The sequence below is a fragment of the Euzebyella marina genome, from assembly GCF_014855515.1.
Classification (GTDB): Bacteria; Bacteroidota; Bacteroidia; order Flavobacteriales; family Flavobacteriaceae; genus Euzebyella; species Euzebyella marina.
On sequence record NZ_JACYFK010000001.1, the window covers coordinates 776,047 to 792,428 of the forward strand.

Below are 16,382 nucleotides of genomic sequence, written 5' to 3' on the forward strand. Positions count from 1 at the left end.
TCCTATTCAGTTATCTGAGCTACGCTCAAAGAATCTATTTTCATATCGCTGCTAAAAGCCATGTTGTCTTCACTCTCATTTGTTAGAATGAAGTCGTTAACCATTTCAAGAGGTTCCTGCTCGTTCGTTAAAACTTCAAGAGCCATGGTCAGAACCAACAAACCGAACATAAAAGCACACTTTTTCATCATTAAATTTTTAGTTCTACTCTAATAGTGACGCATTCTAGTTAATGGTAAAATTCGCGTAGCGCAATCAATAAATTCAAATCTAAAGTAATGGCAGAAAGGGCCACCTCTTGGGCCATATGTATAAATGGTTCCTTTTTTTGTATAATCGGCAGAGGTAAAGCTGAGGTAATTATTGGGTTCGAAAGAAATACTTAATTTTTGTAATATTTTTCTTATTTTTAATTTAGTCTTTTACTTTCAAAATCAAAATTGAAGCATTTTTTACCATTTACACGGTAAATCAGTCCATCGGCACATCTTTTTTATACCTTTAATATGTATAGCCCTAAATTTGATTAATTTACATTAAAGCTTATCGTTATGTTAGACGCAGTTATAGTTGATGATGAAATCAAGGCGTTGCAAAGCCTATCTTGGGAATTGACCAACTTTAGTGATGAGATCAATGTGAATGCATCGTTTACGGATCCCTTTGAGGCATTGACCTATTTAGAGAAAAACACCCCAGACTGTCTTTTTCTTGATATTGAAATGCCTACGATGGATGGTTTTCAATTCATTCAAAAGCTTACCAATAAAAACTTTCCGGTTGTTATTACCACCGCTTACAATCAATACGCCATTAAGGCATTGAAAAACGAAGCCATAGACTACCTTTTAAAACCTATCGACACCGATGATCTAAAAGACACCATCGTCAAGATCAGAAAATTCAACGCCAAGAATTATACGGCCGAGAGGTTAGAAAAAATATTGCTGAGCTTTAACGATAAGGCCAATCACAAAAAAATAACCTTCAACACCGACGGTAAACTAGTTTTTTTAAATAGTGAAGAAATTCTCTATGCCGAGTCTGACGGTAACTACAGTACAATATTTCTAACCGATGGGCAGAAAATTGTTCTAACAAAAAAATTAAAGGAAGTAAACGAACTTTTACCGAGCAATTCTTTTTTTAGAATACACAATTCGTACATTATCAACCTAAATAAAATCAAGGAGTTTTTGAAGACTGACGGGTACGTCATACTAGAGTCTAATCACAAAATTCCTGTATCACGTCAGAAAAAATCCGACTTTTTGGATATGCTCTAAGCTTTAAATGCAGTCCCGAATTACATACATTAAATGTTTCCCACTTACGCCTTTCTGGTGCTCGGTGCGTTTCAACATATCCTTACTTTTCTTTTTTAGTATCTCACTAAGCTCGGCGCAAACTGCAACCATTGATTTTAAAGAAACCATTGATAGCCTGATTGCGGCCAAACCCAAAAGTCTGGTCGAAATGGAATCTGTCATCGAGCTATTTGACCAAGACACCCTTCAACTCGATTATTTTCTGAAATCAGCAGCGAAAAAGAATTTTAGAGAGGGGCAAGTAATGGCCTTGAACAAATTGGCCATACGCTACCGTCAACTATCAAAATTCAACTTGGCATTAGAACGGCAGAAAGAGGCACTAGAAATGGCCAGTGCTTTAGAAAATGTAGAACTCGAAGTATACACGCTCAATATGTTGGGTGTTCTCTATCGTCGCATAGATGCTATTACCGCCGCTTTAGACCATACTTATTTGGCAATTGAAAAGGCTCAGGCGGTGAAAAACCCTAGTATTGCCCTTCAACAATCGATTAACCTTTCCTATAACAACATTGGTCAGATCAATAGAATTCTGGGGCAGTATGATCTTGCCATCGAGCAGTTCAAGAAGGCTATGGAGCTCGAAAAAGAACTGGATAATAAGCTAGGCCTTGCCGTCAATTATCAAAACATAGGGGAATGTCTTGAAGCTCAGGGCAGGCTCGTCGACGCCCTTGAAGCTTACGACAAAGCAATGGAAATCAACCTTGTATTGAACAACCCTCGAGGAAAGATACTTTGTGAAAACGGTATTGCACACGTGTACGTTCATCAAGGTAAAGCTTTGGAAGCGAAAGAAATGCTCACCAAATCTTTGGAAGATGCCAATAACTTGGGGGAACATGCACTGATTGCCGCAGTTGAACTTACCTTGGGTTGGGCCTATGCCGAAATGGAAAATTTCGACGAAGCCGAAAACCATCTTCGCCAAGGTCTAGAGATGGCCAGCGCCTATAATTTCTTACGATTAAGGTCTGACGCTTATGACCTTCTTTCAGACCTATGGGCCAAAAAAGGAGATTACCAAAAAGCTTTAAAATATTTTAAGACGTCGCTTTCTGTAGAGGCCCAAACCAAGAACGACAAAAACGTTCGCTATGTTTATAGTTCAATCATTAAAAAAGACAATGAAGAACGGGTTTCAAGCATTAACCAACAGCTACGAAAGAACAACACTCGTCTCTTGGTCTCCGGTATCGTATTGGCACTTCTATCCGGTATCTTCTACATACTCTACAGGCAATACCAATTAAAGAACGATAAAAAGCTTTTGACCCTTGAACAGAGCATGCTCAGAAGTCAAATGAACCCTCATTTTCTTTTCAACTCATTGAATTCGATTAAGCTTTATATCATCAATAATGAGCAGAAAAACGCTGTTCATTATTTGAACAAATTCTCGAAACTTGTTCGCAAGATATTGGAGTCGTCTTCAATGCGTGAGATTCCGCTTGCCGAGGAGCTTGAAACTGTTGAACTCTATATGAATATCGAAAATATTCGATTCTCTAATGAAATCGATTTTCAAATTCGTGTAGATGAGAATATTGACACCCATACGGTTCGCATACCCTCTTTGATATTACAGCCCTTTTTAGAAAATGCCCTTTGGCACGGTCTTTCATCAAAGTTAGGTGAGAAAAAAATAGATTTACACATAACGAAAAACGTTAAAGACTTTATAGACATCTCAATAACCGATAACGGAATAGGCCGACAAGCTGCCGAAAAAATAAAGGAGAACAAAGTATTAAAACGTAAATCGGTAGGGATAGAAATTACCAAGGAAAGACTTGCTAACTTTTCAAAAGACTATTTGAACACCTTTGAAGTTGAAATGGTCGACCTCTACGATGACGAGGGAAATTCTATGGGTACCCGTGTCATCTTACACATACCTACTGCTTAAGGTGTTGTTGAGCGACCTCTTCTAGTTCTTTATACCATTTTTCGCCGAACTTTCGAATCAAGGCTTCCTTGACAAATTTATAAATAGGTACTTTCAATTCTTCTCCCAAAGAGCATGCTGGGTCGCAAATCTCCCATCTATGGTAGTTGACAGCCGTCAATTGAGTATACTCACGAACCCTAACCGGATACATATGGCATGAAACCGGCTTTTTCCAATCAACCGCCCCTTGATTGTACGCCTCCTCTATTCCGCACATGGCAGTTCCGTTTTTGGAAAAAATAACATAGGCACATTCGCTTCCGTTCACTAATGGTGTTTCCCAATCTCCGTCATCACCTTTAACGAAAGCGCCTTGTTCTTCAATCGCCTGAATGCCTTCTGGCCTAAGAAAGGGCTTAACCTTGCTGTAGATGTCTACCAAGATCTCAGTCTCTTCATCTTCTACAGGAGCTCCTGCATTACCATCAACACAACAAGCCCCCTTACAAGCGGTAAGGTTGCAGACAAAATCATTCTCGATGATTTCTTCGGATACTATGGTTTTACCTAGCTGAAACATGGCATCAATTTATGAGCGCAAAGATACCTTCAATTAGCTATGATTTAACAGTAATTTTCATAAAATCTATATGTCAAGGTGTACGATTAAATGTACTTTTGCCGAAAATTTGGACCCATGGAATTCAACTTCGATTTTAGGGAAATAGCAACGGCCACTATGGTACTTTTTGCAGTAATCGATATACTCGGTAGCGTACCTATTATCATAGGTTTACGTAAAAAGGTGGGGCACATCGAATCTGAAAAGGCATCGATTGTATCATCGGCCATTATGGTTGCTTTTTTATTCGTTGGTGAGGAAATTTTGAACCTCATCGGTATCGATGTTTATTCGTTTGCCGTTGCCGGTTCGTTCATCATTTTCTTTTTGGCTTTAGAAATGATTTTGGGCATTACCCTTTATCGCGAAGATGAACCGGAGAGTGCATCGATAGTGCCCATTGCTTTTCCTTTGATTGCTGGTGCCGGTACGCTCACAGCACTTCTATCTTTAAGGGCCGAGTACTACGTTGAGAACATTATTGTGGCCATTCTCATAAATACTATTTTTGTATACCTTGTACTTAAGTCATCAAAAAAAATAGAGAAGGTACTTGGTAAAAACGGACTCAACATAATACGTAAGGTTTTTGGGGTCATTCTTTTGGCCATTGCCGTGAAGCTATTTGCAGCCAACGTGAACCAATTATTCTAAAAAAATAGATTATGAACAAAGCAGTCACCATCATATTATTAGTAATCGCAGTGGCCCTTATGGCCTACAACGCTACCATGATCGATTTTGAAAACCCGCTAAAGGATGATAGTAGTGTGGCGGTTATCGGAATCATAGCTCCATTATGCGCTATTTTATTGATTCTCATCTATCGTACCAGTAAAAAAATTCAAGAGAAGGTCAAGGGGCGTTAATTTTGGCCCTGAATCTGTTCTTCTTCGCCCTGTTTGACCAAAGGGCTGTCAAGTTCGATTACTTCCTGTAGCATTGTATCTTCAACACTCTTTATTTTTGCATGAAGGTTGGCTCCAAAGAGTTGTTCTGCCAATGCGGCCTTTAAATACGTCTTAATACTATTTTCATGTGCGTAAAAATCCATTTTCAAGCTTCGTGAAAGTGAGTAATCAACGAATTCTTGAAAAAGTATATCATCTACCCTGAAGTTCTTTACAAAATCTTCTACACTATATTCTTTGTATTTTTTTCTGTCGGCATCGAGATGTTCGAATATAAAATAGGAAAGCCATCCGTAGCTATCCATACTTTTAACAGCTTCTTCTTCATTGGTACCAATGGGTACAAAAACATCAGGAATAATACCCCCGCCACCATAAACCACTTTTCCCTTCGGGGTGGTGAACTTTAACGAATCGGCTACTTTAATGCTATCGACCGAAACCAATTCACCGCTATGGTAGCGCTCGGTAAATTTCTTATAGTAATCTTTAGTGCCGTTGGCATAGGTCTTTTGAATGCTTCTACCGGTCGGCGTGTAATATCTTGATACGGTCAGGCGAACGGCCGAACCATCGCCCAAGGCCATTTCTCGTTGTACCAATCCCTTTCCGAAAGAACGCCTCCCTACAATGGTACCAATGTCATTATCTTGCAAAGCCCCCGCAACGATTTCACTGGCGGATGCCGATCGCTCATTGATCAGAACGTACACTTGCTTATCTTCAAAAGTACCCTTGCTAGTTGCGAAAGTCTTGTCTATTTTGCCCTTTTTATTCTTGGTGAAAAGAATCAGCTTGCCATCTTCAAGAAACTCATCAGCCATCTGCTCTGCTACCCCTAAATAACCCCCAGGGTTGTCACGAAGATCGAGCGCCAACTTTGTGGCACCTTGCTTTTTCAAATCTTTCAAGGCCTTCTTGAATTCTTTAAAAGTGGTTTCGGCAAAGCGATTGACCTTAATGTAACCCAAATCGTTCGTAAGCATGTAGTACGCCTCGACGCTTTTTATGGGGATGATGTCGCGTTTGACGTTTACATTAAAGGTTTTATCCTCTTCCTTTCGATATACTTTAAGGTTGACCGTGCTACCTTCTTCTCCCTTCAACTTCTGAACTATGGCATCGTTTCTAAGGGATTTACCGAACAATGTATCACCTCCGGCCATTAATATTCGATCACCAGCCTTGATACCCTTTATATCACTTGGCCCATCAGGAATGGTTTTAATAACGGCAATTGTATCGTTGTAGGCATAAAAATTAATACCAATACCCACAAAATCACCTTTCATGTTTTCTGAAACACGTTCCATTTCGTTCTTGGGAATATAAACGGAGTGAGGGTCTAATTTCTCGAGTATTTGATTGACCGTTACATCAACGATACTGTCGGTATCTATCTCGTCAACATATTCGTAATCGATGTAATCGATCAGTCGGTTGAGCTTGTCCTTTTTTGAATTGGTAGAGAAAAGTTTTTCGGGGGTATCATCAAAATGCAGCTTGCCACCAACAAAAATACCCAGCGCTAGTGCTGCGGCAATTATGGTCGGCCATATATAACTGTATTTTCCCCTCATACGATTTCAAACGAGTTCTTCGATCACAGGCATGTGAATAAGCTCAACGCCTGCGCGATCAAGAAATTGCAACCCTGAATCATCTTTGTATGCAGTTTGGTACACTACACGTTTTATGCCAGATTGATGAATGAGCTTACTGCACTCACGACACGGAGACAAGGTAATATAGAGCGTAGCATCTTCGCACGACTGTGTAGAAGAGGCCACTTTTAAAATGGCGTTCGCCTCGGCATGCAGAACATACCATTTTGTATAACCCTCTTCGTCTTCACAGAAATTTTCGAATCCGGTCGGAGTACCATTGTAACCATCGCTTATAATCATTCGGTCTTTAACGATGATGGCGCCCACCTGTTTGCGCTTGCAGTAAGAAAGCTTTCCCCACTCTTGGGCCATTCTCAAATAAGCCCTATCATATTTTTCTTGTTTGCTGTCTTTCATCAATTTAGAAAACCACTAAGATACCTGCTTTCACCAACCTCAACAATTTTTGGTGGTTAATTTTAAGTGAAAGCCCTCTGTGTTATAAAGGAAACGTATCAATAAGCATGGGTATTGTAATCAATATAATCAAAATAGAACCCACCCTGATGAACCATTTTTGTTCTACTTTAAGAATATTCAACAACAAATAGGCCAACAGCAATACGGTCAGTACAATTAACACCTGCGATACCTCAATACCGGCAGCAAAGCCCAAAAGAGGCACCACTTTATTATCTTGTTCTGCCATGAGCATTTTAAAGTAATTGCTAAACCCAAAACCATGAATAAGACCGAAAAAAGCAGTGGCCAATGCATGAAGGCCTATGTTCTTTCGACCTGTTGGCATATTGGTAAATAGAAGGTTGAAAACTGCCGTGAAGGCAATGGTAACAGGTATCAAGAATTCGATGAGCCCCACATCGACCGTTAAAACCTCGTAGGTGCTTAATGCCAAAGAAAGGCAGTGAGTGATAGTAAATACCGTAGCCAAAAGAACCACGTTCTTCCAACTTTTAAAGGTAAAGGGCAATGCCAAAGCCGTTAAAAAAAGTATATGGTCATAAGCATTGATATCCAACACATGGCCGAGCCCTAGTTCCAGATAAAATAGAAAATCTTGCATGATAGTTCGTTAAATTATTATCTTCCCAAAAGGGCCTTAAAGCTGTTTAGGCGATACCTCTTTCAGCCTGTATTTCTTCATATGCCTTTTGTACCTGCTTAAACTTTTCTTCGGCACCTTTTTTAATGGCCTCGTTTTCGGTATTGACCCTATCAGGGTGATACTTCTTGGCCATGGCCCTATAGGCCTTTTTCACTTCATCATTGGTGGCCGATTTGTCGATTTCAAGAATCTTGTAAGCATTATCGGCCGATTTTATGAACATGGCCTTGATGCTTTCAAAATCTCGTAGAGCTACCCGTAAATAACCGGCTATCTCCCTAATTTTATTTACTTCTGGGGTACTAACCGAACCATCGGCCTGTGCGATACCGAACAAAAAGTGAAGCAATTGTAACCGAACCTCGTAACGGGTACGTTGATTCAGATAACTACAGATGCGCTGTGCCGATATCTCATGCTTCTTATTGATTTCATTAAAGGTTCTAAAAATAGCATTGGCCCTGTCTTTACCGTAGGTACTTACAAAATATTGTCTGACATAATCCAGTTCACGCTGACTTACGCTACCATCGGCCTTGATTACTATTGAACATAATGATAAAAGATTCAACTCAAAATCGGCAGGGGACACATTTTGCCGGGTCATGTCTTGAAATATGGTTTGGGCATTTTTGCCTCCACCACTCAAATTATCTATAAAACTGCCCAAAAGAAAACCTAGAATGGCTCCTGGAAATCGATAAAGATAATACCCCAAAATGGCAGCAAACCACTTGATCATGTCTTTGAAAAAATTTTGGCAAAGATATTAAAAGGTCTTAGAAAAGTTGGGTAGTACTATATGTTTTAGGCACATCGCTCAATCTTTAAGGCCCACTACTTTTCTGAACGTTGCCAAGGCCTTAAAACGACCTAAGTTTTGAGCGATATATTCGGTTATTTCAAGATCTGAGAAGTCAGAAAGGTTATCTAACCCTTTTTTATTGGTGCCATCAAAATCAATATTCAATTCATTGGCAATAGCAATAATATCTTCAACAACTTTTGATGTAGGAGAAGTTTCACCGCTTAAATAATTTTGAAAGGTTCTAACGCTCTTTCCTATTTTATCTGCGAACTCTTTTTGAGTTAGTTCACTTTTATCAAATATTTCTTTGAGATTATTCGCATTCATGATTAAAAGTAACCTTAGGGAAGCCTTTTTCCTTTTCAACCTTCCATTATTCTTTACAAGATAGTAACTCCACTTTAAAATCTGGGCATAAGGTAATGTTAAGTCCGTCAACAAAATGCGACAAATTAAGTATCTTTGTTCACCTAAATTAAATTGATATTTATGTATCCTGAAGAATTGGTAAAACCTATGAGACAAGACTTGGCTTCTGCCGGGTTTGAAGAACTATATACGGCCGAAGCAGTTGAAAAGGCCATCAACCAAGAAGGTACCACTTTAGTGGTGGTAAATTCGGTCTGTGGCTGTGCGGCTGCCAACGCCAGACCGGCTGCTAAACTGAGTCTTCAAAATACCAAAAAGCCAGACCATGCCGTTACCGTTTTCGCCGGTGTAGACACCGAGGCGGTCAACGCTGCAAGAAATTTGATGATTCCTTTTCCACCGTCTTCACCAAGCATGGCACTGTTCAAAAACGGAGAGTTGGTTCATATGATCGAACGCCACCATATTGAAGGTAGACCAGCTGAGCTAATTGCCGAAAACTTGATCGGTGCTTACGAAGAGTTCTGCTAAAAAAGGGTCTTAAAACCACTGAAACAACAAGATTTAAAACGGATCTCCTAAAATTAGGGGGTCCGTTTTCTTATGCATTATCTACTTTTACCTTTATTTTTGCTGCATGCAAAAGCTATTGGCATACCCACTTACCATTCTCTATCAGCTATTTTTCGGCTTGACCCTGTTGGTGTTTCATCCGATACAATGGGTCTGTTTAAATATTTTCGGGTATCGGGCCCATAAGGCGAGTGTCAGCTTTCTCAACCTATCGTTGATGCGTTGCACCCATATCTTGGGAACGACCTACTCATTCAAAAACGAGCATGACATACCCACCGATAGACCACTGATTATCGTACCCAATCATCAGAGCATGCACGACATTCCGCCGATTATATGGTTTATGCGAAAGTACCACCCAAAATTCGTGAGTAAAAAAGAATTGGGAAAAGGCATACCCAGTGTTTCGTACAACCTAAGACACGGTGGCTCGGTGCTCATCGACAGAAAAGATAGCCGTCAATCGCTTTTAGAAATCGGCAAACTCGGTAAATATATCGAGAAGCATCATCGAAGTGCGGTAATATTTCCGGAAGGAACACGCAGCAGAACCGGCCACGCCAAGCCATTCAAGGCGACCGGACTCAAAATATTGATGAGAAATTCACCTTCGGCGCTAATTGTACCCCTTACCATCGATAACTCGTGGAAAATGCTCAGGTACGGTAAATTTCCGAACGGTTTGGGAAACCACATCACTTTTACCGTTCATAGGCCCATTGAAGTCAAAGATAATTTCGATGAGGTTTTGGCCGAAACAGAAAAAGCCGTAACATCGGCCCTCACCTCTTTTCAAGAAATAGAATGAACGACGCCGAAATTGTAGAACAGACCATTGCCTTTGTAAAAGAGACCTTGCAAGGTGCCGAAGGAGGTCATGATTGGTTTCATATTCAGCGTGTATTCAAAAATACCCTGCTGATAGCCAAAGAAGAAAAGGTAGACATTCTTGTAGTAAGTTTAGGTGCATTGCTCCACGATATTGCAGACGCCAAGTTTCATGGTGGTGATGAAAGTATAGGCCCTCAAATGGCATCTACTTTCTTGGACGAGCTGAAGGTCAAAAAAAAGACCATCAATCACGTTATTAAAATCATTGAAAATATCTCTTTTAAAAATAGCCTAAAGAAGAAGCGTGGTAGGCCTTTCAATTCTAAAGAACTACAAGTGGTGCAAGACGCCGACCGTTTAGATGCCCTTGGGGCCATAGGCATTGCCAGGGCTTTTAATTATGGCGGGTTCAAGAACAGAGAACTCTATAATCCGGAAATTGCCCCAGATCTACGCATGACCAAAGAGCAATATAAGAAATCGAAGGCCCCTACCATTAACCACTTCTACGAAAAGCTCCTTTTGCTTAAAGACCGAATGAATACGCAAACAGGCAAGCGATTGGCAGAAGAACGACATGACTACATGTTGGGTTATTTAGAGCAGTTTTATAAAGAATGGAATCCGCTCGTGCCTGCATCCATCAATACATCTAACCCTTAGTAGATATCAGGTAAGTTAATAATTTTCGTACCTTCCATAGCTCAATCTAAACTCACTTAAAACTATGCAAAGACGAAAGTTTATCAAGAATGCGGCCGCCGCATCTACCGCCTTTTCCATCGTACCCAGTTTTGTAATGGGCAAAAACCATGTCGCCCCCAGCGACACTCTTTATATCGGTGCTTTTGGAGTAGGAGGCAGAGGTGCCGGGGTCATGAACGGCCTTAACGATACAGGCAAGGTCAAATTTGTTACCCTCTGCGATGTAGACGACCGAAGGGCCGCAGATACGTATAAAAAATACCCAAAGGCCAAACGATACAAAGATTTTAGAGAGGTTTATGATAAGCATCTTAAAGAAATCGACGCTATTATGGTGGCTACCCCAGACCATATGCACGCATCGATAGCATTGCCTTTTATGAGGGCGAAAAAACATGCCTATGTCGAAAAGCCCTTAACACATAATATTAACGAAGCCCGATTGATGACTCAAGTGGCCAAAGAAAATGGCATCGTCACTCAAATGGGCAACCAAGGGGCATCTAGTGACGGTAGCCGAGAAGCTAAAGAGTGGATCGATTCCGGAATTATTGGAAAGGTGCAAAAAGTTGATTGCTGGACCAACAGACCGGTATGGCCTCAAGGTGTTCCGGTACCAACGGAAAAGGACCGTATCCCAAAAGGTCTTGATTGGGATTTATGGTTGGGAACCGCTGCAATGAGAGACTACAACGATGCTTACCTACCGTTTAAATGGAGGGGATTTTGGGATTTCGGAACAGGCGCGCTCGGCGATATGGGATGCCATATCATGGAAACACCTTTTAGCGTTCTAGGTCTTGGTTACCCAACCGAGGCGGAAGCAAGTTGTACTACCAACTGGGTGGGTGATTTTGTGGAAGCGGATTATAGCGAATCGTGCCCTGCTTCATCTATCGTTCGATTAAAATTCAACACAGAAGAACATGGCGATATTGCCTTGAACTGGTATGATGGTGGACTTATGCCCGACCTACCGGACGAACTTGCCGATGGCGAAACCATTGGCGATGGTGGTGGCGGTTCTGTCTTCTACGGTACCAAAGGAATTTTGGTGGCTGACACCTATAGCCGAAACGCCCGATTGTTGCCGAGCAAAAACATGAAAATGTTCAATGCTCCCGAACCCTACCTAAAAAGGATCGATGGTGATGTAGAAGGTCATCAGGCAAACTTTGTAGAGGGCTGTTTGAACGGGGTCGAGACTTCTTCAGATTTTCAGAGATCAGGTCCGTTGACCGAAGCCGTTCTTATGGGCAACCTGGCCATTAAGGCATTTCAGTACAAAAAACTTAAACCAGGAAAAAAACTAGGTGATTGGGAGCCTTTTGAATACCCCGGAAGAAGAAAGATTCTTTGGGATGGTGAAAACATGAAGGTCACCAATTGGGATCTTGCCAATGAGTGGGTAAAAGGTAGCTACCGCAAAGGTTGGGAGCTTAGCTAACCCATAATTGCATCACAAAAGAAAAAGCCGGAATGATTTTTCGGCTTTTTGCATTTATATCATATTCTTATCTTTAAAAAGCTCAAATAACTATAATACTGCTATAAAATGTTAGCTTGGCTCGGACTATTGACCATTTGCGCATTGCTATTTTTGGTCATGAGCAAAAAGATGGCCGCTGTGGTCGCCTTAATACTAGTTCCCATAGTAACCGCTCTTCTAGGTGGCTTTACCACTGAAATCATAACTTTTGTGACCGACGGATTAAAATCCATTGCTCCCACAGGTGTCATGTTCATTTTTGCCATTTTATTTTTTGGAATACTGACCGATGCCGGAACCTTTAAACCTCTGATAAGAAGCTTGCTTAGTTTTGCCGGAAACGACCCATCGCGCGTGGCCGTTGCGACTGCATTACTGGCCATGGCAGTCCATTTGGATGGCTCCGGAGCCGTAACATTCTTGGTCACCATCCCAGCTCTTTTGCCCTTGTACGATTCGCTTCAAATGAAAAGAACAACATTGGCTACCATTGCGGCGCTGTCCGCGGGTACAATGAACATTCTACCTTGGGGAGGACCTACAATTCGGGCGGCTACGGCTTTGGAGGTTAATGTAACGGAATTGTTTAATCCTTTATTGATTCCAGTAATTGGTGGACTTTTAACGGTATTGGTCATAGCCTATTTATTAGGAAGAAAAGAAAAAAAGTTTAAAACTTCACAAGTAGAAATAGAGGTTCAAAGTGAACAGCCAAACACCGACTTAGAAAGACCAAAACTCTATTATTTCAATATTGCCCTAGTTTTGATAGCGGTAGCAACCTTGATTAGTGGCATTGCTCCACCACATCTCATTTTTATGGTAGCATTTGCTATTTCCCTAATGATAAACTATCCAAATCCAAAAGATCAGGGCGAACGCATCAACGCGCATGCCAAGGCAGCACTTTTAATGGCTAGCATACTTTTTGCCGCAGGATGTTTTACAGGAATTCTAAAAGGTTCAGGAATGATTAATGCTATGGCCGAAGGTGCAGTTGCCTATATTCCCGACTCCATAGGAAATCACTTGGCGATAATTACAGGCGTATTGTCCATGCCAGCAAGTCTGTTGTTTGACCCGGATTCTTTTTATTTTGGAATCTTGCCATTACTATCAACCACGGCTTCTCATTTTGATGTGGATGCAATTGAAGTGGGGAGAGCAGCGATAATGGGCCAAATGACAACCGGTTTTCCTGTAAGTCCACTCACGGGTTCTACCTATCTACTTATCGGTTTGACGGGAATTGAATTGGGCGACCATCAAAAAAAGACAATTCCCTTGGCCTTTTTGGTCACGATAGTAATCTTAGTGTTATCGTTATTCATAGGAGCAATAAGTTGGTAAAATGAAAACAATCAGAATAGGTAGTGGAGCAGGATATGCAGGTGATCGCCTAGAGCCTGCTTTGGATTTATTAAAGTATGCTAACCTGGATTATATATGCTTTGAAGGACTTGCCGAAAGAACCATTGCGTTGGCTCAAAAGAACAAGAAAGCGGACCCAAAAAAAGGATATAACGAGCTGCTTCTATATCGCATGGAAAAGATTTTACCCCTACTTCATCAGAACAAAACTAAGGTAATTACCAATATGGGAGCCGCCAACCCCAAGGCAGCTATGGAAGACATTGCCAAATTAGCGAAACATCTGGTGCTGGAAAACTTAAAAATTGCCGCGGTTTTAGGGGATGACATTTCACACAAAATTGAGGAGTATAATGGCGAAAATGTAATTGAAACCGGTGAGCCTTTATACGAAATAAAAAAAGAGTTGCTTTCGGCAAATGCCTATTTGGGGATTGAAGGTATTGTAGAAGCTTTAAAAAATGACGCCGATATCATAATTACAGGAAGGGTTGCCGATCCTTCGCTTTTTTTAGCCCCGATGGTTTACGAGTTTGGCTGGGAAAAATCGGATTGGGAAAAAAAAGGCAAAGGCACATTGATCGGGCATTTATTGGAATGTGCCGGACAGGTAACTGGCGGGTATTATGCCGACCCTGGAATAAAGGATGTGCCAAACCTATGGAATCTTGGTTTTCCATATGTAGAGGTCGATGCACTAGGGGAAGGTTTTATTACCAAATTGAAGGAAAGTGGTGGAATGGTGACAACGGCCACCTGTACGGAACAATTACTCTATGAAATTCACGCCCCCGAAAATTATATCACTCCAGATTGTATTGCGAATTTTTCAAAAGTAATTTTTAAGGAAATAGCGCAAGACAAAGTTAAATTTGAAGGCGCATCGGGAAAAAAGGCCTCCCATACCTATAAAGTCAGTGTGGGTTACCTCAACGGATTTATAGGCGAGGGCCAGATGAGTTACGGTGGCCCAAATTGTATCGCAAGAGCACTTCTTGCCAAAGAAATTGTTGAAAAACGATTAGAAAAATTACCTTTTGATATTTCGGAATTGCGGTGTGAGTTGATTGGCATTAATTCTCTATTGAATCAAAATAAAATGCCCGACCAACTCAATGAGGTTCGTCTTCGTGTAGCCGGGAAAACCCAAACAAAAGAAGAAGCTCAACAGATTGCCAATGAAGTTGAAACCTTGTACACCAATGGGCCCTATGGTGGTGGTGGAGCGACCAAAAAGGTAGATGAGATTATATCCATCGCATCCATTTTAATTCCAAAAGAAGATTTTAAAATCGATGTTCACTACATAAAAATATAGTTATGAAGTTATGGCAAATTGCCCATGTTAGAACGGGCGACAAAGGGAATATCAGTAATGTATCGGTCACCGTATATGATACAAAAGATTTTAATTTGGTACGCGATAAATTAACTCCGGAATTCGTTAAAAATTGGTACGGAGCTCAAGTTTTAGGTGAAGTGAAAAGATATGATTTACCGCAACTTGGAGCCTTTAACTTTGTAATGCATGATGCGCTTAGTGGTGGCGTCACCTCATCAACGGCATTGGATAAACACGGAAAAACATTGGGCGCCTACTTATTAGATATCCCTCTTTAAAAAATATGCTCATGAAAAAGACTTTAATACTTCTTTGCTTTGTCGTTACAGGAAACCTTATTGCCCAAGAGGTAATACAAGGAAAAGTTCTCATCGACTCTATTTACTCCAAAAATTTGGAGAATGATTTCAACGAAAACCCGACAAGAGCAGTATCTATATATCTGCCACCAAATTACGACCAGTCAGATACCCGGTATCCTGTTATTTATTTCTTGCATGGCTTTTTAAATGACAACAGCCTCATGAATTACATGAAAGACCTGTTTGATTATGCCATTGCCGAGAAAAAAATAAATCCTTTTATTTTGGTAGTGCCTGATCAAAAAACCACCTATGATGGTAGCTTTTATTCCAATACCGGTGTGTTTGGCAACTGGGAAGATTTTACGGCCTTAGATCTGGTCTCTCATATGGACAAGAACTATAGAACTTTGGCCAAAGCTGGAAGCCGTGGCATTACGGGACATAGCATGGGAGGGTATGGAGCATTAAAAATAGCCATGAAACACCCTGACATTTTTGAAACCGTATATGCCTTAAGTCCCGGTGCCCTGACAATAGTTAGGGAATATGGGCCGAACAGTGATACTTATGTAGAATTTTCTAAAATGAAAACCATCGAAGACCTATCTAAATCTTATTTCGGGAAGGTAATCATGGCTTTTGGCAGGTCTTGGTCGCCCAACCCTAGCAAACCTCCTTTTTATTTTGACCTGCCCTTTGAATATAAGAATCAAGAACTTGTTGCCAATCCAGAGGTACTTGAAAAATGGTACGCTCAAATGCCCGTTCATATGATTGATGTTTATTTGGAAAACCTGAAGAAACTTAGGGCCATCAAATTAGATTGGGGACGAAATGCCGGCGAACGTTTCACCATACAATGTAAAATGTTCAGTCAACGATTGGAAAATGTTGGTATTACTCATTTTTCCGAAGAATATATTGGCACACATACCAATAATATCTATACCAAAGATGGTCGAATTCCGCAACAGATGCTACCTTTCTTTGATTATTACCTTGACTTTGAACAGTAATGAGCATATCTAAACGTAATCCCAAAACTGTACTCGAGTGTTCGTAGAAAACATTAATTCTGATTAAATCATTCCACGTATA

General features: G+C 40.7%; 19 protein-coding genes. 12 read left to right on the plus strand and 7 right to left on the minus strand.

Going from position 1 to position 16,382, the window contains the following annotated elements:
- Nucleotides 1-2 precede the first annotated feature (2 nt).
- Entirely contained in the window at nt 3-188 is a 186-nt protein-coding gene (locus tag IL356_RS03005; protein WP_192466529.1) for a hypothetical protein, read from the minus strand.
- A gap of 363 nt (nt 189-551) precedes the next feature.
- Here IL356_RS03005 and IL356_RS03010 point away from each other — a divergent pair, with 363 nt between their 5' ends.
- Nucleotides 552-1,286, plus strand: a complete 735-nt coding sequence (locus IL356_RS03010; RefSeq protein ID WP_121847276.1) for a LytR/AlgR family response regulator transcription factor — start codon at nt 552-554, stop codon at nt 1,284-1,286.
- Between the two features lie 64 nt (nt 1,287-1,350).
- Nucleotides 1,351-3,240, plus strand: coding sequence for a tetratricopeptide repeat protein (locus IL356_RS03015; protein WP_240467926.1), 1,890 nt, complete (start codon nt 1,351-1,353; stop codon nt 3,238-3,240).
- Here the strand turns inward: IL356_RS03015 and IL356_RS03020 are convergent.
- Nucleotides 3,230-3,802 (minus strand): DUF3109 family protein, encoded by a 573-nt coding sequence (locus IL356_RS03020; protein WP_121847274.1) that lies wholly within the window; start codon nt 3,800-3,802, stop codon nt 3,230-3,232. The two genes, IL356_RS03015 and IL356_RS03020, sit on opposite strands and share 11 nt — an antisense overlap.
- Before the next feature lie 117 nt (nt 3,803-3,919).
- Here IL356_RS03020 and IL356_RS03025 point away from each other — a divergent pair, with 117 nt between their 5' ends.
- Complete coding sequence (locus IL356_RS03025; protein WP_121847273.1) at nt 3,920-4,498, plus strand: MarC family protein; 579 nt, start codon at nt 3,920-3,922, stop codon at nt 4,496-4,498.
- An 11-nt stretch (nt 4,499-4,509) separates the two neighbouring features.
- Nucleotides 4,510-4,713, plus strand: coding sequence for a hypothetical protein (locus tag IL356_RS03030; RefSeq protein WP_121847272.1), 204 nt, complete (start codon nt 4,510-4,512; stop codon nt 4,711-4,713).
- Here the strand turns inward: IL356_RS03030 and IL356_RS03035 are convergent.
- The 5 genes from IL356_RS03035 to IL356_RS03055 form a co-directional block, all read right to left on the minus strand.
- Nucleotides 4,710-6,335: a S41 family peptidase gene (locus IL356_RS03035; protein ID WP_121847271.1), complete on the minus strand. Its 1,626-nt coding sequence runs from the start codon at nt 6,333-6,335 to the stop codon at nt 4,710-4,712. The two genes, IL356_RS03030 and IL356_RS03035, sit on opposite strands and share 4 nt — an antisense overlap.
- 6 nt (nt 6,336-6,341) lie before the next feature.
- Nucleotides 6,342-6,779 carry a deoxycytidylate deaminase gene (locus IL356_RS03040; protein ID WP_121847270.1) on the minus strand — a complete coding sequence of 146 codons (438 nt, stop codon included), beginning with the start codon at nt 6,777-6,779 and terminating at the stop codon, nt 6,342-6,344.
- An 82-nt stretch (nt 6,780-6,861) separates the two neighbouring features.
- Nucleotides 6,862-7,446 carry a HupE/UreJ family protein gene (locus IL356_RS03045; protein WP_121847269.1) on the minus strand — a complete coding sequence of 195 codons (585 nt, stop codon included), beginning with the start codon at nt 7,444-7,446 and terminating at the stop codon, nt 6,862-6,864.
- A 46-nt stretch (nt 7,447-7,492) separates the two neighbouring features.
- Nucleotides 7,493-8,230, minus strand: coding sequence for a tellurite resistance TerB family protein (locus IL356_RS03050; RefSeq protein ID WP_121847268.1), 738 nt, complete (start codon nt 8,228-8,230; stop codon nt 7,493-7,495).
- A 78-nt stretch (nt 8,231-8,308) separates the two neighbouring features.
- Entirely contained in the window at nt 8,309-8,623 is a 315-nt protein-coding gene (locus IL356_RS03055; protein ID WP_162987778.1) for a helix-turn-helix domain-containing protein, read from the minus strand.
- Between the two features lie 162 nt (nt 8,624-8,785).
- On the opposite strand from IL356_RS03055, the gene IL356_RS03060 reads away from it, so the two are divergent.
- The 8 genes from IL356_RS03060 (at nt 8,786) to IL356_RS03095 (ending at nt 16,300) form a co-directional block, all read left to right on the plus strand.
- Nucleotides 8,786-9,196 (plus strand): BrxA/BrxB family bacilliredoxin, encoded by a 411-nt coding sequence (locus IL356_RS03060; protein ID WP_121847266.1) that lies wholly within the window; start codon nt 8,786-8,788, stop codon nt 9,194-9,196.
- A gap of 106 nt (nt 9,197-9,302) precedes the next feature.
- The gene (locus tag IL356_RS03065) at nt 9,303-10,049 is read left to right on the plus strand and encodes a lysophospholipid acyltransferase family protein (protein WP_121847265.1); all 747 of its coding nucleotides are present in this window, start codon (nt 9,303-9,305) and stop codon (nt 10,047-10,049) included.
- Entirely contained in the window at nt 10,046-10,735 is a 690-nt protein-coding gene (locus tag IL356_RS03070) for an HD domain-containing protein (RefSeq protein ID WP_121847264.1), read from the plus strand. The genes IL356_RS03065 and IL356_RS03070 overlap by 4 nt, the downstream gene beginning before the upstream one ends.
- Before the next feature lie 64 nt (nt 10,736-10,799).
- Nucleotides 10,800-12,224, plus strand: coding sequence for a Gfo/Idh/MocA family protein (locus IL356_RS03075; protein ID WP_121847263.1), 1,425 nt, complete (start codon nt 10,800-10,802; stop codon nt 12,222-12,224).
- Between the two features lie 108 nt (nt 12,225-12,332).
- A complete protein-coding gene (locus IL356_RS03080; RefSeq protein ID WP_121847262.1) occupies nt 12,333-13,616 on the plus strand; it encodes a CitMHS family transporter in 1,284 nt (427 codons plus the stop codon).
- A 1-nt stretch (nt 13,617) separates the two neighbouring features.
- On the plus strand, nt 13,618-14,955 hold the full coding sequence (locus tag IL356_RS03085; RefSeq protein WP_121847261.1) for an acyclic terpene utilization AtuA family protein: 1,338 nt from the start codon (nt 13,618-13,620) through the stop codon (nt 14,953-14,955).
- 2 nt (nt 14,956-14,957) lie between these two features.
- A complete protein-coding gene (locus tag IL356_RS03090; RefSeq protein WP_121847260.1) occupies nt 14,958-15,257 on the plus strand; it encodes an AtuA-related protein in 300 nt (99 codons plus the stop codon).
- An 11-nt stretch (nt 15,258-15,268) separates the two neighbouring features.
- Entirely contained in the window at nt 15,269-16,300 is a 1,032-nt protein-coding gene (locus tag IL356_RS03095) for an alpha/beta hydrolase (protein ID WP_121847259.1), read from the plus strand.
- The last annotated feature ends 82 nt before the right edge of the window (nt 16,301-16,382 follow it).

Bases quoted from the DNA above. Each gene is read 5' to 3' on its own strand.
- IL356_RS03020 (WP_121847274.1), bottom strand. From the start codon at position 3,802: ATGTTTCAGCTAGGTAAAACCATAGTATCCGAAGAAATCATCGAGAAT.
- IL356_RS03030 (WP_121847272.1), top strand. From the start codon at position 4,510: ATGAACAAAGCAGTCACCATCATATTATTAGTAATCGCAGTGGCCCTT.
- IL356_RS03025 (WP_121847273.1), top strand. From the start codon at position 3,920: ATGGAATTCAACTTCGATTTTAGGGAAATAGCAACGGCCACTATGGTA.
- IL356_RS03040 (WP_121847270.1), bottom strand. From the start codon at position 6,779: ATGAAAGACAGCAAACAAGAAAAATATGATAGGGCTTATTTGAGAATG.
- IL356_RS03065 (WP_121847265.1), top strand. From the start codon at position 9,303: ATGCAAAAGCTATTGGCATACCCACTTACCATTCTCTATCAGCTATTT.
- IL356_RS03090 (WP_121847260.1), top strand. From the start codon at position 14,958: ATGAAGTTATGGCAAATTGCCCATGTTAGAACGGGCGACAAAGGGAAT.
- IL356_RS03050 (WP_121847268.1), bottom strand. From the start codon at position 8,230: ATGATCAAGTGGTTTGCTGCCATTTTGGGGTATTATCTTTATCGATTT.
- IL356_RS03080 (WP_121847262.1), top strand. From the start codon at position 12,333: ATGTTAGCTTGGCTCGGACTATTGACCATTTGCGCATTGCTATTTTTG.
- IL356_RS03045 (WP_121847269.1), bottom strand. From the start codon at position 7,446: ATGCAAGATTTTCTATTTTATCTGGAACTAGGGCTCGGCCATGTGTTG.
- IL356_RS03095 (WP_121847259.1), top strand. From the start codon at position 15,269: ATGAAAAAGACTTTAATACTTCTTTGCTTTGTCGTTACAGGAAACCTT.
- IL356_RS03085 (WP_121847261.1), top strand. From the start codon at position 13,618: ATGAAAACAATCAGAATAGGTAGTGGAGCAGGATATGCAGGTGATCGC.
- IL356_RS03070 (WP_121847264.1), top strand. From the start codon at position 10,046: ATGAACGACGCCGAAATTGTAGAACAGACCATTGCCTTTGTAAAAGAG.
- IL356_RS03060 (WP_121847266.1), top strand. From the start codon at position 8,786: ATGTATCCTGAAGAATTGGTAAAACCTATGAGACAAGACTTGGCTTCT.
- IL356_RS03005 (WP_192466529.1), bottom strand. From the start codon at position 188: ATGAAAAAGTGTGCTTTTATGTTCGGTTTGTTGGTTCTGACCATGGCT.
- IL356_RS03010 (WP_121847276.1), top strand. From the start codon at position 552: ATGTTAGACGCAGTTATAGTTGATGATGAAATCAAGGCGTTGCAAAGC.
- IL356_RS03075 (WP_121847263.1), top strand. From the start codon at position 10,800: ATGCAAAGACGAAAGTTTATCAAGAATGCGGCCGCCGCATCTACCGCC.
- IL356_RS03035 (WP_121847271.1), bottom strand. From the start codon at position 6,335: ATGAGGGGAAAATACAGTTATATATGGCCGACCATAATTGCCGCAGCA.
- IL356_RS03055 (WP_162987778.1), bottom strand. From the start codon at position 8,623: ATGAATGCGAATAATCTCAAAGAAATATTTGATAAAAGTGAACTAACT.